General features: G+C 63.6%; 17 protein-coding genes. 7 read left to right on the top strand and 10 right to left on the bottom strand.

Annotation, left to right across the window (positions count from 1 at the left end; genetic code table 11):
• Positions 1-99: 99 nt before the first annotated feature.
• A complete protein-coding gene (locus NKH22_RS05840) occupies positions 100-630 on the bottom strand; it encodes a hypothetical protein (protein WP_023671345.1) in 531 nt (176 codons plus the stop codon).
• Positions 623-1234: a CGNR zinc finger domain-containing protein gene (locus NKH22_RS05835; protein WP_023683519.1), complete on the bottom strand. Its 612-nt coding sequence runs from the start codon at positions 1232-1234 to the stop codon at positions 623-625. Before NKH22_RS05835 ends, NKH22_RS05840 begins: the two co-directional genes overlap by 8 nt.
• A gap of 89 nt (positions 1235-1323) precedes the next feature.
• On the opposite strand from NKH22_RS05835, the gene NKH22_RS05830 reads away from it, so the two are divergent.
• From NKH22_RS05830 to NKH22_RS05815, 4 genes are all read left to right on the top strand, one after another.
• The gene (locus tag NKH22_RS05830; protein ID WP_023683518.1) at positions 1324-2229 is read left to right on the top strand and encodes a branched-chain amino acid ABC transporter permease; all 906 of its coding nucleotides are present in this window, start codon (positions 1324-1326) and stop codon (positions 2227-2229) included.
• A 197-nt stretch (positions 2230-2426) separates the two neighbouring features.
• Positions 2427-3032 carry a TRAP transporter small permease subunit gene (locus tag NKH22_RS05825; protein ID WP_023683517.1) on the top strand — a complete coding sequence of 202 codons (606 nt, stop codon included), beginning with the start codon at positions 2427-2429 and terminating at the stop codon, positions 3030-3032.
• On the top strand, positions 3029-4807 hold the full coding sequence (locus tag NKH22_RS05820) for a TRAP transporter large permease (protein ID WP_023683516.1): 1779 nt from the start codon (positions 3029-3031) through the stop codon (positions 4805-4807). Before NKH22_RS05825 ends, NKH22_RS05820 begins: the two co-directional genes overlap by 4 nt.
• 33 nt (positions 4808-4840) lie before the next feature.
• On the top strand, positions 4841-5869 hold the full coding sequence (locus NKH22_RS05815) for a zinc-dependent alcohol dehydrogenase family protein (protein ID WP_023683515.1): 1029 nt from the start codon (positions 4841-4843) through the stop codon (positions 5867-5869).
• Positions 5870-6120: 251 nt separating this feature from the next.
• On the opposite strand, the gene NKH22_RS05810 is transcribed toward NKH22_RS05815, so the two are convergent.
• Positions 6121-7230 carry a TRAP transporter substrate-binding protein gene (locus tag NKH22_RS05810; protein WP_023671351.1) on the bottom strand — a complete coding sequence of 370 codons (1110 nt, stop codon included), beginning with the start codon at positions 7228-7230 and terminating at the stop codon, positions 6121-6123.
• Positions 7231-7524: 294 nt separating this feature from the next.
• Here NKH22_RS05810 and NKH22_RS05805 point away from each other — a divergent pair, with 294 nt between their 5' ends.
• On the top strand, positions 7525-8298 hold the full coding sequence (locus tag NKH22_RS05805; RefSeq protein WP_023671352.1) for a gamma-glutamyl-gamma-aminobutyrate hydrolase family protein: 774 nt from the start codon (positions 7525-7527) through the stop codon (positions 8296-8298).
• A 10-nt stretch (positions 8299-8308) separates the two neighbouring features.
• On the opposite strand, the gene NKH22_RS05800 is transcribed toward NKH22_RS05805, so the two are convergent.
• The 5 genes from NKH22_RS05800 to NKH22_RS05780 all read right to left on the bottom strand — a co-directional run bounded on the left by NKH22_RS05800 (position 8309) and on the right by NKH22_RS05780 (position 12841).
• The gene (locus NKH22_RS05800) at positions 8309-8719 is read right to left on the bottom strand and encodes a hypothetical protein (RefSeq protein WP_023683514.1); all 411 of its coding nucleotides are present in this window, start codon (positions 8717-8719) and stop codon (positions 8309-8311) included.
• An 82-nt stretch (positions 8720-8801) separates the two neighbouring features.
• The gene (locus NKH22_RS05795) at positions 8802-9785 is read right to left on the bottom strand and encodes a 2-hydroxyacid dehydrogenase (RefSeq protein WP_023671354.1); all 984 of its coding nucleotides are present in this window, start codon (positions 9783-9785) and stop codon (positions 8802-8804) included.
• Positions 9782-10804 (bottom strand): LacI family DNA-binding transcriptional regulator, encoded by a 1023-nt coding sequence (locus tag NKH22_RS05790; RefSeq protein WP_352909205.1) that lies wholly within the window; start codon positions 10802-10804, stop codon positions 9782-9784. The genes NKH22_RS05795 and NKH22_RS05790 overlap by 4 nt, the downstream gene beginning before the upstream one ends.
• 67 nt (positions 10805-10871) lie before the next feature.
• Positions 10872-11756: a DMT family transporter gene (locus NKH22_RS05785; protein ID WP_032886143.1), complete on the bottom strand. Its 885-nt coding sequence runs from the start codon at positions 11754-11756 to the stop codon at positions 10872-10874.
• A gap of 182 nt (positions 11757-11938) precedes the next feature.
• Positions 11939-12841, bottom strand: a complete 903-nt coding sequence (locus NKH22_RS05780; protein ID WP_023694713.1) for a LysR family transcriptional regulator — start codon at positions 12839-12841, stop codon at positions 11939-11941.
• A 128-nt stretch (positions 12842-12969) separates the two neighbouring features.
• Here NKH22_RS05780 and NKH22_RS05775 point away from each other — a divergent pair, with 128 nt between their 5' ends.
• Positions 12970-13758 carry an alpha/beta fold hydrolase gene (locus NKH22_RS05775; protein ID WP_023689240.1) on the top strand — a complete coding sequence of 263 codons (789 nt, stop codon included), beginning with the start codon at positions 12970-12972 and terminating at the stop codon, positions 13756-13758.
• On the opposite strand, the gene NKH22_RS05770 is transcribed toward NKH22_RS05775, so the two are convergent.
• Positions 13755-14162, bottom strand: coding sequence for a DUF2000 family protein (locus NKH22_RS05770; protein WP_023694715.1), 408 nt, complete (start codon positions 14160-14162; stop codon positions 13755-13757). The two genes, NKH22_RS05775 and NKH22_RS05770, sit on opposite strands and share 4 nt — an antisense overlap.
• A 45-nt stretch (positions 14163-14207) precedes the next feature.
• Between NKH22_RS05770 and NKH22_RS05765 the strand changes: the two genes are divergently transcribed.
• The gene (locus NKH22_RS05765) at positions 14208-15071 is read left to right on the top strand and encodes an AraC family transcriptional regulator (RefSeq protein WP_352909134.1); all 864 of its coding nucleotides are present in this window, start codon (positions 14208-14210) and stop codon (positions 15069-15071) included.
• Between the two features lie 26 nt (positions 15072-15097).
• On the opposite strand, the gene NKH22_RS05760 is transcribed toward NKH22_RS05765, so the two are convergent.
• Positions 15098-15568, bottom strand: a complete 471-nt coding sequence (locus NKH22_RS05760; protein ID WP_023694717.1) for a MarR family winged helix-turn-helix transcriptional regulator — start codon at positions 15566-15568, stop codon at positions 15098-15100.
• Between the last annotated feature and the right edge of the window lie 196 nt (positions 15569-15764).

Raw genomic sequence — 15764 nt, 5'->3', positions numbered from 1 at the left:
CGAACGATCCGCTGCCGTCGCGTATCCGGCACGAAATCGGTCCGCGGCGGTTGTCCGGCGACCAAAAATTTCCACGCAATCGCGCCGGGCTAAGACGCGTCAGCCTTTCGAGCAATCCGGCTTCGGCTCACCCGGCAGCTTGCCGTCGGGATGGCCGGCAAGATCGGGATTGGCCGTATAGAGCTGGTCGACCACCAGCGGCCGGTCGGGAAGGATCGACTGGTCCTCGCTCGACATCAGCGTCGTGTCGATCTTCTGCAGGAACGTGCCGTCAGGACCCCTGATGCTGATCGAAATCGCATAGGGCTTGTCCTTGACGATACAGGTCAGCGCCGGGCTTTCCAGGCTGACCTTGTCGAGCTTCGGCCAGACCTTCTGCTCGATCACCAGGGGAGGACCGCCAGCCGGATTCTGGAAGCTGGCGACCGCAACCTGGCCTTCGCCCATCGGCTGCAGGGGCCGCAGCGTCACGACATAGGTCGCCCGGGCGAGGCGGTAATTGAAGACGACGACCTTGCCGGAAACCTCGAACAGCTTGCCGTCGCCGCCGGTGTCGCGGCAGGCGCCAAGCGCAACGGCTGCAATGAGCGCAGCACCGACAAGGATCGAACGAAAAACAACCCTAGGCATTGTTGACCTCATGGGGCGCCGTGCGGCGGCGGCGATAGTGACGGCTTGCTTTCTGGCGGTTGCCGCACACAGCCATATCGCACCAAAGGCGGCTGGAATTGCGGCTCCTGTCGACGAACAGCCAGCTGCAATTGGGACAGATCCTGAGCCTGGCGACCGTGTCGTCGCGCAGCAGCGACAAGGCCGAAACCGCCAGCGCCGCCTCGAACGCGATCGGCGTCGATGGGTCGCCGAACGGTCTACCCGGTGCGCCGATTTCGGCCAGGCTCCGGTCGAGGCCGTTGGCGCAGGCCTTGAGAAAAGCGGCGAGGTCGCCGGCGGCAAGCGCACCTTTCGACACCGCGCCGCGAAACAGGCAGTCGGTCGTCTCGCGGATCGCCAGCACCACCGGGGCGATCCTGTCCGGCGAGGTCGCCTCCAGCGGTCTGCCGCCAAGCTCGGCACCGCGAAAGCCGCTTGCGGCATCGGCGAAGCGCGCGATCTCGGCCGGATCGTCAAAACGGTCGAAGGTCTTTTCCGGATCGTTGCGCAACACCACGGTGTTGGCCGTATCGAGCGCAAGAATGCCGCCGGTGAAGCGATGTGGGGTCCAAGATACTGTCATATCAGAAATCTAACCCATAAAACGCATTTGACAAGTTAGATTCTACGATGCAAACCTTGGCGCGGGCTCCGGCGCCCGGAAAGCTGTCTATGCTCTATTTCTTCCAGCAGGTGCTGAACGGGCTGCATTCCGGCGCGCTCTATGCGCTGCTTGCCTTCGGCTACGTGCTGACCAACGGCATCCTGCACCGGACCAATCTCGCCTATGGCGCGCTGTTCGCCTTTTGCGGCCAGACGATGATCCTGACCGTGGCCTTCGGCTATCAGGTATTGTGGCTGACCTTGCTGGCGGCAGTGGTGCTCGGCGTCGTCACGGCTTTCCTTTATGCCGCGCTGATCGGCCACGTGCTGTCGCGCAGCGTCTTCGAACCGCTGGCCGACCGCACGCCCAATGCCATTGTGGTGACGACGCTCGGCATCCTGCTGGTGCTGTCGGAAGCAAGCCGTATCGCCGCCGACACGCATGATTGGTGGCTGCCGCCGATGCTGGCGCAACCCATTGTCTTCGCTCAGGATGCCGGCTTCCAGGCGACGCTGACGCTGATCCAGCTCATCGATTGCGCGGTGGTTCTGGCGGCCATCATGCTCGCTGCATGGGCGTTTGCCCGCTCGGGCTTCGGTCGCCGTTGGCGCGCCGTCTCCGACGACCCCAAAGCGGCTGCCATGTGCGGCGTGGACGTGCGCGCAGTGTTCCGGCATGCGGTGCTGTTCGGCGGTTTCTGCGCCGCGCTGGCCGGAATCATGGCCGCCCTTTACTACGGCAATGTCAGCTTCGGCTCCGGCCTCGTCTACGGGCTGAAAATCCTGTTCGTGACGGCGGTGGGCGGCTATCTCTCTCCGCCTCGGGCCGCGCTCGGTGCGGCCGCCTTCGGCATGACGGAGTCGCTATGGGCCGGCTATTTCCCGATCGAATGGCGCGATGGCTGGATGTATCTGTTCCTGGTCGCGGCACTTGTGCTGATCGGTCCCGGCCGCGACCAGCAGAAGATCGCCTGATCGCCGCATCCGCTGTCAGACTTTGGTTGCATGACGCAGCAGCCGGTCGGCACTTATCCCCTGCCTCCCGTCACGACGGCGTTGATCGCGCCCATGCCATGTTGACCCGCCGAACCACGCACGGCATACCGTTGGGCCACAGCGGCGCGACGGAAAATAGGGGAGCCGGCGCGCCTTCGACCTCAGGGAGGAAATGCATGGCAGGGCTGCTCGCTCTATCCAGAACGATCGACCGTATGAACGAGTTCATCGGCCGGTGGATATCGTGGCTGATCCTGCTGGCAATCCTGGTCAGCGCCGCCAATGCCATCATCCGCAAGGTCTTCGACGTCTCGTCGAATGCCTGGCTGGAACTGCAGTGGTACCTGTTCGGCGCCGCCTTCATGCTGGCCGCCGCCTACACGCTGAAACAGAACGACCATATCCGCATCGACATCGTCTACGGCATGTGGTCGCGCCGCGTGCAGCACTGGATCGACCTGCTCGGTCATGTCTTCTTCCTGATGCCGTTCGTGACGCTGATGGTGATCTATTTTGTCCCCTACGTGTCGCTGTCGTTCCGCAGCGGCGAAATGTCGAACAATTCCGGCGGCCTGATCATCTGGCCGGCCAAGGCAATCCTGCTCGTCGGCTTCTTCCTGCTGGCGCTGCAAGGCATCTCCGAGATCATCAAGAAGATCGCCATCATGCGCGGCGACATGGACGATCCCAATCCGTTCATCTCGGTGCACGAACAGGCCGAGCTCGAGGCTAAAGCCCTTGCTGAAGAGGCCAAGGCGCTCGCCCAGGAGGCGCGCCCATGATCGAGTTCATCGCCCAGAACATGGCGCCGATCATGTTCGCTTCGCTGATCATCTTCCTGCTGATCGGCTATCCCGTCGCTTTTTCACTCGCCGCAAACGGCCTGATGTTCTTCTTCATCGGTGTCGTGCTGTCGCCCTATTCGGGCGGCTCGATCAACCTGGCGTGGCCGCTGCTGCATGCGCTGCCCGACAATTTCTACGGCAGCCGGGTGATGTCGAACGACACGCTCTTGGCAATCCCGTTCTTCACCTTCATGGGCATCGTGCTGGAACGATCGGGCATGGCCGAGGACCTGCTCGACACGATCGGCCAGCTGTTCGGCCCGGTTCGCGGCGGCCTTGCCTATGCGGTGATTTTCGTCGGCGCGCTGCTTGCCGCGACCACGGGCGTGGTCGCGGCTTCGGTCATCGCCATGGGCCTGATCTCGCTGCCGATCATGCTGCGCTACGGCTATGACCGACGACTGGCGTCGGGCGTCATCGCGGCATCCGGCACACTCGCCCAGATCATCCCGCCGTCGCTGGTGCTGATCGTTCTGGCCGACCAGCTCGGCCGTTCGGTCGGCGACATGTATGCCGGCGCGCTGATCCCCGGCCTGGTGCTGACCGGCCTTTACACGCTCTACATCCTGATCATGTCGATCGTCCGGCCGAACTCGATGCCGGCGTTGCCGCTGGCGGCCCGCACGCTTGGCCACGGCGTGCTGTCGCTGCTCGCGGCACTGCTGGTGGCAGTCGCGGCTTCCTATGCGGCCTATCGCTACCTTGCGCCGGCGCATGGCGACAATGCCGATATCCTTGGCGCCAGCATCGGGGTGATCCTGATCTATATCGTGGCGATCGCCGACAAGGGCCTGAACATCAACATGATGTCCAGGTTGGCGCAGCAGGTGATCATCGTTTTGATCCCGCCTCTGGCGCTGATCTTCCTGGTGCTGGGCACCATCTTCCTCGGCATCGCCACCCCGACGGAGGGCGGCGCCATGGGCGCGGTTGGCGCCCTGGCGATGGCGGCAATGAAGGGGCGGTTGTCGCTGGATGTCATCAAACAGGCGCTCGCGTCGACCACCAGGCTTTCCTCCTTCGTGCTGTTCATCCTGATCGGCGCGCGGGTGTTCTCGCTGACCTTCTACGGCGTCAACGGCCACGTCTGGGTCGAGCATTTGTTGACGTCGCTGCCGGGCGGCGAAGTCGGCTTCCTGATCGGCGTCAACATCCTGGTCTTCGTGCTCGCCTTCTTCCTCGACTTCTTCGAGCTCGCCTTCATCATCGTACCGCTCTTGGCGCCGGCTGCCGATAAGCTCGGCATCGACCTGATCTGGTTCGGCGTGCTGCTCGGCGTCAACATGCAGACAAGCTTCATGCACCCGCCTTTCGGCTTTGCGCTGTTCTACCTGCGCTCTGTCGCCGCGCGCGTGCCCTATCTCGATCGCCTCACCGGCAAGCAGATCGCGCCGGTGACCACCGGCCAGATCTATTGGGGCGCCGTGCCCTTCGTCTGCATCCAGGTGATCATGATCGGGCTGACCATCGCCTTCCCGCAAATGGTCATGCGCTACAAGGGTGCGGCCGTCGATCCGGGAACGATCGAGATCAACTTGCCTGATATGCCAGGCCTTGCGCCTCTCGGCACACCACCACCAGCCAACGGTGGCCCATCACCCGCGGCGCCACCGTCGAACGATCTCTCGCAGCCGCCGAATTTCGGCGAGACGCCGCCCGCCAAGCCGGCGGCGCCGGCGACCGACCTGTCGCAGCCGCCGAACTTCAACTGATGTGTGAACACTGAGAACCTGAGTGAGGATGTCATGAGAGCCGTGCGCCTGGAAGCCGTGGGCAGCATTGCGCTACGGGAGGTCGACAAGCCTGTTGCGGGACCGCAGGACGTTCTGGTGCGCGTCGAAGCCTGCGGCGTTTGCGGCACCGACCGTCACCTCCTCCACGGCGAATTCCCTTCGAGCCCGCCGGTGACGCTTGGTCACGAATTCTGCGGCATCGTGGAGGCTGTCGGCGATGCGGTTTCCGGCATCGCCATCGGTGACCGTGTTACCGGCGATCCCAACATCTTCTGCGGACGCTGCAGTCATTGCCGAGCCGGCCGCGTCAATCTGTGCAGCAATCTCAGGGCCATCGGCATCCATCGCGACGGCGGCTTCGCCGACTACGTCGTGATGCCGCAGAGCCAGGCCTTTCTTCTGCCTGCGAACCTCAAGCCAACGCATGGCGCCTTCTGCGAGCCGCTGGCCTGCTGCCTGCACGCTGTCGACCTCGCCGGAATCAGACCCGGCGCTGCCGTGGTGGTGCTTGGTGGCGGCGTCATCGGCCTGCTTACCGTGCAATTGGCGAGGCTCGCAGGAGCGGCGACCATCATCCTGTCGACGCGGCAGGCCTCCCGCCGTGCGCTCGCCGAAGAGCTCGGTGCAACGGCGACGGTCGACCCAAACGCGGTCGACCCGATCGAGGCGATCGCCGGCCCAACCGGCCTTGTGCCCGGCGGGGCCGACGTGGTGCTCGAATGCGCCGGTGTCCCCGATACCGTCGAACAATCGATGCGGCTGGCGAAGTCCGGCGGCTCGGTGGTGATCGTCGGCGTGATGCCGCAAGGCGTGAAAGTGCCCTTCGAACCGTTCGACATCCTGTTTCGCGAACTGAAGGTTCTCGGCTCGTTCATCAACCCCTTCACCCACAGGCGGGCGGCGGACCTTGTCGCGTCCGGCGCAATCGAGATCGACAAGCTCATCTCAAGGCAGGTCGGCCTGGAGGAAGCCGCCTCGGTGATCGCCAATCCGGCAGCGCCCGGCGAGGTCAAGGTGTTGGTGGTGCCGGGCATGGAATGAAGGGCAGCCTCAATCCTGCGGCGTTGGCGATTGGCGAAACGGCGATGACCGCGCCCCTCTCCCCGTCACTATACGGGGACAGGATGCCGGCAGGCAGGTGAGGGGTAGCGTCAACGCTCGGAAAAATAAGCTATAATTTCGGGGCGGCTACCAAGCCCAAGGCGATCGATCGCCGAAGTTTGCGCCGCCCCTCATCCACCTGCCGGGACCTTCTCCCCGTATAGTGACGGGGAGAAGGGACAGATCCCAGCCTACAGTTTGCCGTTGCGCTGCTGGACCATCATGAAGGTGTCGTAATTGTACTCGGCCACCTGCGCCCACAGATAGTGCTCCTTGCGGAAGCCCTTGATCGAGTCCCAGATCTTCTTGAACGGTGCGTTGGTGGCTTCCATTTCGGTGTAGACCTCATTGGCCTTCTCGAAACAGGCGGCCATGATGTCCTGGCTGAACGGGCGCAATTTCGCGCCGCCGGCCACCAGCCGCTTCACCGCCGCAGGATTGAGAAAATCGTATTTCTGCAGCATGTTGGCGTCCGCCGCCTGCGCGGCGGTGTGCACAAGCGACTTGTAGGCGGGCGACAGCTCCTCGTACTTGGCCTTGTTGAACAAGAGATGGACGGTCGGGCCGCCTTCCCACCAGCCGGGATAATAGTAGTAGGGCGCGACCTTGTAGAAGCCGAGCTTCTCGTCGTCATAGGGGCCGACCCATTCGGCGGCGTCGATCGTGCCTTTTTCCAGCGCCGGATAGATGTCGCCACCGGCGATCTGCTGCGGCACGACGCCGAGCTTCTGCACCACTTTGCCGGCAAAGCCGCCGATGCGCATCTTGAGGCCGGACAGGTCGGCGACGGTGTTGATCTCCTTGCGGAACCAGCCGCCCATCTGCACGCCGGTGTTGCCGCCGGGCAGGCCGAAAAGACCCTGCGTGGCAAGAAACTCGTTGAACAGGTCGATGCCGCCGCCATGATAGTGCCAGGCGTTCATGCCGCGCGCGTTGAGCGAGAACGGCACCGCCGCACCGAGCGCCCATGTCGGGTCCTTGCCCCAATAATAGTATGACACCGTGTGGCAGGCCTCGACGGTGCCGGCAGTGGTGGCGTCGGCGGCCTGCAGGCCGGGCACGAGTTCGCCGGAGGCGAAGACCTGGACCTGGAAATTGCCGTCCGTCGCCTCAGACAGCATCTTGGAGAAGACTTCGGCGCCGCCATAGATCGTATCGAGTGACTTGGGAAAGGATGACGCCAACCGCCACGTCACTTTCGGATTGGACTGGGCGATTGCCGGTGCGGCTAGCGTAGCGGCAGCCGCCGCTGCGCCCACGCCGGTGACCCCGGCCTTGCGGATGAATGAACGACGATCCATGCAGTTCCTCCCTATTGGACCAACAACCGATATCAGGGACATCTCCTCACGTCCGGTATCGATTTGCCCGAAACAATACACGGGCAAAAGGTCGAGTCCAGCATGGTGGCGGGATTTGACGGCGGCGCTGGCGACAAATCCGCGGGCCGGCCGGCCAGCCTGCAACTATAGTCTAACGTTCGCCGCGTGGCCCATGCGAGATGGCGAAACTTGCCATGGAAAAGCGCCTTCGGATCGCCTATTTTGCAGGCACAATAGCTATTCGCTTCGCGCCAAATGGAATCCGGACCCAAAATGCACCAGCCGCTCGTCGCCATATCAACCGACGTCCGTCAGTTCGACAACTACACCTGGCATGCCGTCCCGCAGCAATATATCGAGGCAGCACTTTCCGGCGCCGGCGTGTTCCCGCTTTTGGTGCCGTCATTCGGTGACCGGCTCGACTTCGACGAGCTGTTGTCTTCGGTCGACGGTGTCATGGTCACTGGCTCGAAGTCCAACGTGCATCCATCGCTCTATGGCGGCGACGCCAGCGAAGCCAACGGCCCCTACGACCCGGCGCGCGATTCCACCACGCTGCCGCTAATCCGCAAGGCGATCGAGCGCGGCGTGCCGCTGCTTGCCATCTGCCGCGGCATCCAGGAGTTGAACGTTGCGCTGGGCGGCACGCTTGGCACCGAGATCCAGGAGCGCGAAGGCTCGCTCGACCATCGCGCGCCGGTGAGCGACAACCAGGACGAACGCTTCGCCATTCACCAGACCATTTCGATCAAGCCGGGCAGCTGCCTGGCCGGCGTGTTTGGCGCCGGCGACATCAAGGTCAACTCGCTGCACCGCCAAGGCATCGACCGGCTCGGCTCGAAGCTGCAGGTCGAGGCGGTTGCCGGCGACGGCACGGTGGAGGCAGTTTCGGTGAAGGACGCCCGCGCCTTCGCCGTCGGCGTGCAATGGCACCCCGAATACTGGGTCAAGTCGGACAACAACTCGGCCAAGATCTTCCGCGCCTTCGGCGATGCGGTGCGGCTGCATGCGGCGGCGAAGGCCGGCGCGCGGGCGGCGGCGGAATAAATCCCGACGATCAATTGCCGGCGGATTGATCCCGTTCGCCGGTTGTCGCCAGCGAAAGCAGCGGCGTGGCCGGAGCGTAGGATTCGTAGCCGTCGCCATCCGCAACCGAGAAGGTGACGATCGGGTCGGTGCCGTCGGCGCTGAACGCGATCGTGCCGTCCTCGCCCTCTCGCCAGAATTTTGCCCGCTCGATCCCCGGCAGCAACCCGCGGCAGTTCGGCGCCACGGTCAACAGCGACAGGCCATCGTCAATCGCGGCGCCGCGGCTAACCGCGCAGTCGCCTTCGTCGCCATTGGCGACCAGCCTGAAGGTGGTTGCCGGCCTTGCTTCATTGGCCGAACTTTCACTGCTGCCGCCGTGAAACAGCTGAAAGCCGGCGAAAAGTGCCGCTGCCGCAATCAATGCCGGAAGTTTCGTCATCTTGCACTCCGCGCCCCCCGGCGCAGATGCAGAATGATTCCAAAGCGTTAAGCCGACGTTAACGAGTGTGGCAGACAGCCGCTCAGCTTCGTGGCTTGACTTGCGCCGTCTCCGGCACCGGGGTCAGTGGCCGGCGCTCGCTGAACCAGGATACCAGATTGTCGACGCACAGATCCGCCATGGCGCGGCGCGTGTGGTGCGAGGCCGAACCGACATGGGGCAAAAGCGAGGTGTTGGGCGCCTCCAGCAAAGCCTTGGGCACATTCGGTTCATCGGCGAAAACATCGAGCCCGGCCGCGGCGATGGTGCCGTTGGCAAGCGCTGCGGCGAGGTCTGCCTCGTCGACCGTGCTGCCACGGCCGATGTTGACGAAAACGCCGTTGGCGCCAAGCGCCGCCAGGATTTCGGCATTGACCGCCTTCTCCGTGGAAGCGCCGCCCGGCACTACGGAAATCAGCGTATCGACCGCTTCGGCAAGGCCCTTCAGCGTCGGGTGGTATTCATAAGCCAGACCTTCGACCTTGCGCCTGTTGTGGTAGGCCACCGGCAGCCCGAACGCTTCCAGCCGGCGCGCAATGGCAAGGCCGATGCGGCCCATGCCGAAAATGCCGACATGCCGACCGCGCAAGGTCAGCCGGCTCAGGGGATAGTTGCCCTTCTTCACCCAACTGCCGTCGCGCAGCCATTTCTCGGCGTTGTAAAGTTCACGCACGGTGTTGAGCAAAAGGCCGATCGTGGTGTCGGCGACCTCCTCGGTCAAAACATCGGGGGTGTTGGTGACCATGATGTTTTTCTTGGCCGCATGGCCGGCATCGACCGAATCATAGCCGACGCCGAAGGAGGCGATGAGTTCGAGGTTGGGCAATGCATCCATCAATGCCGCATTGACGCCGGCAAAGGACGCAATGGCGCGCACGTCATGGCGCATCTCCTCGGTGACCAGGGCGGGATCGGCGCGCTCTATCTTGACCCGCTTGAAGGTGCGGTCGATGCGCTCGACCGCATGGTCGTTGAAATGTCCCGGCACCAGAACGGCGACGGTCTGCAACGCATCAGTCTTGGTCATGCACGCTCCACCGGCTTGCCGGTCGACTGGCGCACATGCAGTTCCGGCTTGATCAGTTCCTGTGACGGCCGTACCGCCTGTCCGTTCAGCTTGTCGAGCAGCGCGCTGGCGGCACGGCGGCCGACCTCTCGCTGGCCATTCCAGACTGTGGTGAGCGCCGGTGTCGCGATTGCCGCCTCCTCGAGATCGTCATAGCCGGTCACCGAGATGTCGGCGCCCGGCACCAGGCCGGCGCGGGCAATGCCGTTAATCAGGCCGATGGCGACCAGATCATTCCAGCAGCAAGCGGCGGTTGGCTTGTCTTTAAGCGCCAGAAACTGTCCAGCCGCCTCGAATCCGCCCTGCTTGGTGCGCGGCCCGGCGATGCGCCAGGACGGCCTGACCTCAAGCCCGGCGGCCTCCATGGCGTTGAGATAGCCCTGGTAGCGGTCGCGCCCGGTCGAGGTCTGGTCGGTGCCGCCGATCATGGCGATGCGCTTGTGCCCGAGCGAGATCAGATGATTGGTGGCAAGTGCCGTGCCATAGGCATCGTCGCCGCGAAACACCGGCACGTCGGCGCCTTCCACGCTGCGTGCGATCAGCACCGCCGGCAGGCCGTTTTCCTCGGCCATGACGATGTCGGAGGCCGGAGTGCCGATGGCCGGGGACATGATGACGCCGTCGGCGCCGAGCTGCAGCAGCGTGTCGATGAAGGTGCGTTGCTTTTCCAGCTGGTCGTAGTGATTGGACAGGATGAAGGTCTGCCGGCTGCGATCGAGTTCGCTCTCGATCGAGCGCAGGATCTCGGCGAAGAACGGGTTCATGATGTCATGCACGACGACGCCGACAATGCCCGAGCGCGAGGTGCGCAGTGAGGCGGCGCGGCGGTTGTAGATATAACCGATGGCCCGCGCATGTTCCTTGATGCGGTCACGCGTGGCGCCGGCGACCAGCGGGCTGTCGCGCAAGGCGAGGGAGACCGTGGCCGTGGACACGCCAAGCGCATCCGCGATCGTCGAAAGCTTGATCTTTTGTGCCAGCCCTTCGCTCCCCGAGTTTTTTTAAAATTTTTTAAATGCGGCGTTATGCCATCGGATTCGGAGCAAATCAAAGTTTTTTCGCCAGCGCCTCCGCCTCGGCATCGACGGTCGTGCGATTGCGCAGCCGCAAACGGTGCTCGCGATGGATGATGTAAAGGCCGCTGGCGACGATGATGGCAGCACCCACCAGCGTCCAGCGGTCGGGGAACTGGTGGAAGATGATCCAGCCGGACAGGATCATCCAGACCATCTGCGAATAGGGGTACGGCGCCAGCGCCGTGGTAGTCGCCAGGCGGTAGGCCTGCACCAGCAGCCAGTGGCCGCCGGCGCCGAACACGCCCAGCATCACCAGTATGAACCAGTGCCAGCCATCCTGCGGCAGCCCATGCGAGAACGGCAGCATCGGCAGAAGCAGCACGGCCGGCGCCAGCGCCGAAAACAGGATCAGGCTTTCCGAGGTTTCGCTGGCTGACATCCGCCGCGTCATGATGACGTAAAAACTGTTCGACAGCATCGAGCCGAGCGCGAAAAGATGGCCGATGCCGAACACGCCGATGCCCGGCCTTGTAATGACGAGCACGCCGACAAAGCCCGACAGGATTGCCAGCCAGCGCCGCCAGCCGGCCCATTCACCAAGCAGCGGTCCGGCAAGGGCGGTGATCACCATCGGCCCGAAGAAGTAGATCGAGGTGGTCTCGGCCAGTTGCAGGGTCTTGAGCGCCATGACGTTGCACATAGTCGAGCCGAACAGCAGACCGCCGCGCAGGATGTGGGCCGGCAGGTTGTTGGCGCGGAAGCGCGACGGCTCGCGCCAGCCGCGCAGGAAGACGCCGACAAGCAGGACATGGACGGTGAAGCGGGCCCAGGCGACGATCAGCGCCGAGACGCCGGCCAGGACCAGATATTTGCTCGAGGTGTCGAGAAAGGTGAAAAAGACATAGGTCGAAAGCATGAACAGCATCGCCGCGGGCGGCGTTGCGCTTTCGTCTGATTTTGCGGGAACGTTCAAATGTCAGGCCGGGCAGGGAGGATCAACGCTTAACCTTTGCGGCAATCGCCTGCGCCCGGCAAGCCAAAAGCGACTGGCACAACAGGAGCCGCGCGCAGGCTCAGCGCGGGCCGATCCTATGCCGGCTAAAGCGCCTCGCCGGATGCCACTTGCGCCTGGAGATGAAGCCACAACGCCTGGGCGACGGGTCCATGCGGTCGGTCGCGCCGGCGCACCGCCGCCAGGGTCTCCGTCCGGCCGGGCAGATGTGCACCAGCGATCGAGATCAGCCTCCTATCCCGCAGTTCGTCCTCGATCAGCCATGCCGGCAGATGGCCCCAGGCCAATCCGTGAAGGATCAGTTCCTTCTTCATCAGATGATCCGGCACCGAGCACTGATGCGCACCGTCGACGAGGAAATAGCTCTCCGGCGACGGCCGCCGCGCCGTGTCGCGGATCACGCACTGGGTGAAGGGCCGCATCTGCTCCGGCGCAATCTCGCGGCCAGGCGCGAACGGAAGGAACCCAGGCGCCACCACCGGCACGAGGGGCACCGCGCAGAGATGGATCCGCTCGAGATGCGGATCGGAAGGATCCGCGCGATGGAAGATGAGGTCAGCCTCGCCTTCCATCAACCGTTCGAGCGGACCGCCGACCGCCTCGTACTCCAGGTGCAGGCGTGTCCCGGTGCGTTCGGCAAAGAAGCCGCTGAGCATAGGCAGGATTTGCGGTCGCGGGCACAGATCACCCACGACCACACGCAGGACCGTCTCCTCGCCACTCGCCAACTGGCCCGCATAGGTTCGCAGATGGTCGAGCTCGCGCAATGTCAGCTGCGCTCGCGCGTGAAACTCGCGGCCCGCCTCCGTCAGCCCCACCCGATATCCGCTGCGGTCGAGAAGTGTGAGCCCGAGCAACTGCTCGAGGCGTGCGACAGCGGCGAAGACGGATGGATGCGATCGGTTCAAGGCAAGGGCGGCCGCCTGGAAGCTGCCCTCGCTTGCCACGGCGTCAAAGCACCGTAGGTCGTGGAGTTTCAGACCATTCATTATCGCCAAAACCTACTGAGATTGTCCAATCATAGTAATTTTCCTGGATAATTACGAGGCCTAGGGTGGCTCATTCAAAGGGCGGCGGGAGCATCGAACTCCTTTCGCCAGGGTGAGATGAGGACCAGATGACTGACACGCTTTATTTTACGACGGGCGACGGCTGCCGGATCGCCTATCAGCTGGCGGGGGCCGGCCCTGTGCTTGTGCTCTCGAATTCCATTGCGACGAACCTGCATATGTGGGACCGGCAGCTTGCGGAATTTGCCGGATCTTTCCGGGTGCTGCGCTATGATCTGCGCGGCCACGGCAGTTCCGATGCTCCGGCCGGAGCCTATTCGCTCGATCGGCTGGGCCGCGACGTCCTTGAGCTGCTGGATGCGCTTCAGATCGCCCGCGTGCATTTCTGCGGGCTGTCGCTGGGCGGCTTCGTAGGGCAGTGGCTGGGTATCCATGCCCCGGACCGCATCGAGCGTCTCATCCTTTCCAACACCTCGCCACATCTCGGGCCGGCTTCTTACTTTGACGAGCAGATCCGTACTGTCCTTGCTGCGAGCAACATGTCGGCCGCCGCGGACATGTTCATGCACAACTGGTTTCCCGCCTCGATGCTTGCCGGCCCAAACGAAACCGTCGACGCGTTCCGCGCGATGGTCCTGGCGACGCCGCCCCAAGGTCTCGCGGGATGCTTCGCCGCCGTACGCGATTGCGATCTGCGCCGGACTGTCTCCCTCATTACCGCCCCCACCCTGGTGATCGGTGGAGAAGACGACAAGGTAACGCTGGCAAGCCACAGCGAGGCGATCGCAGCCAGCATCCCCGGCGCCACGCTTACACTGCTTCCGGGCGTCCATATGCTGAACGTCGAGCGGCCGACTGAATTCATGAGCGCCGTTACACGCTTCCTGCTGAATTAGGCGTGCATGCGGGCGCCCTTGGTGATCTTGTCGACGAGTTTCTTGTCGGCACGCAGCGCGATGCCGACGATCTTGGCGTCCTCAGGGCCGAACTCGGCGAAGACGGCGCGGTTGGCCGCATCGAAGCCGGTGGCAAACATCTCCTCGACATAGGCTGACGCCGTCACGCCCCGCTCCAGCGCCTTCCGGTGGATGGAGTTGAGCGTCGGCCCATCGGCCGAAAGCACGATGACCGGCTGGATCGACAGAGGATTGTAAAGGTTGCCGGCGCGGTCGCGGTAGGGTTCGCCGATAATGTCGGGGAATTGCGCGACGACGCCGCTGGTCAGGAAGGCCGTGACGTTGAGCTTTTGCCAGACGGCGAGATCGTCCCGCAGCACGATTGCAAATTTCGTATCGAACACCAAAATGAGGACTCCGGAGCACGCCATGAAGGGCAGGGATAGGTGATGACGCACGATCTAGAAGGTGAGGCGACACAGGGTCTTGGACGTTCGTGCGCGGATGAAGACCGGATCGTCTCGGCGCCAGGCAGCACCGGCATCGAGCGCATCGAGGCGCATTTCCATGGCAACGCCTTCGACCTGCACCGTCATGATACACTTGCCGTCGGCGTGACGCTTTCCGGTGTGCAGCGCTTCCACTACAGGGGCACTGTCAACCACAGCCTGCCCGGCCAGGTTATCGTGCTGCATCCCGACGAAGTGCACGATGGCGGCGCCGGGACCGAGGATGGTCTGCGCTACCGGATCCTCTATCTGGAACCCTCACTGCTGCTCGACTGCCTCGACGGCGCGCCGCTGCCTTTCGTCAGGGATGCTGTGGTCAGCGATCCTGCCTTGCGTGGCACGCTGCTTTCGGCCCTGTCGCCGCTCGATGAGGAACTGGACGAGCTGTTCGTCGCCGATTTCGTTGCGGAGCTGGCGCAGCATCTGGGGCGTCATGCGGGACAGAAAGCAAAGCCGATGGGGAAGTCGGCCTCGCGTGCGGCAGCGCTGGCGCGCGGCTATCTCGAGGAGAATGCCGAGCGGTCCGTTCGTTCCGATGAGCTGGAAGCCGTCACCGGGCTCGACCGCTATGCGCTGTCACGCCATTTTCGCGCGACCTATTCCACCAGCCCGCATCGGTTCCTGCTGATGCGCCGGCTGCAAAAGGCAAGACGGATGATCGAGGTGGGCGAGCCGCTGGCCGAGATTGCCGTTGGCGCCGGCTTCAGCGACCAGAGTCATTTCAACAGGCATTTCAAGAAAGCATTCGGCCTGACGCCCGGCCGCTGGTCGGCGCTGGTGCGCGGCCCTTCGGTGGCGGCCTAGCTCAAGACACGCGGCCGCCGTGCCGGTCAGTCGTCGATGTCGGCGTCGTCGTCGACGAGCACCAGCTCCTCGTTCGACAAATTGGCCTCGATGCGGGCGAGCAGCTTGAACAGCGTCTTCTGTTCTTTCTTGTCGAGGCCCTTCAAGGCCTGCTTTTCGGTCTTCTTCACCGACTTCTCGATGGCGTGGATGATCTCGCGGCCGGTGTCGGTGAGAAAGATATGCGCCTGGCGTGCATCCGCGGAAGAGGCGCGCTTTTCCAAAAAGCCCTGGGCCTGCAGCCGGTTGATGGTCTTGGTGATGGTCGGTGGGCGCACGCCGAGGCGGCCGGCGAGATTGCCGGGCGTCTGGCCGTCCTCGCGGTCGAGCGTCAGCATGATCTGGTCCTGGCCGGCATAGAAGCCGTGCGCCAGAAGCCGCGCCGCCAGCGCGGTCCTTGCCAGCCTTGCCGCCGAATGCAGCCGGCTCATCGTTGCAGTCTTGTCCGCCTTGGCCATGGTGATCCCTCTTCGGCCGTACCGGTGCGTGCAGCATAGACGCAGCCGGCCGGTTGGCAATCGACGATCCAAAAGATTCCGGCTTTCGAAACAGCTTTGCCGGCAAGCATTTGTGGTGCTCGAAATGGTGATGCCAGATGTTTATTTCAGTTAGATGACAAACGAGTTTCCGCCAAGGCGATTGCAACGGTTTGAC

It is taken from the genome of Mesorhizobium sp. M1252 (genome assembly GCF_040318265.1).
Taxonomy (GTDB): Bacteria; Pseudomonadota; Alphaproteobacteria; order Rhizobiales; family Rhizobiaceae; genus Mesorhizobium.
This window is presented reverse-complemented; position numbering and strand designations above follow the sequence as displayed.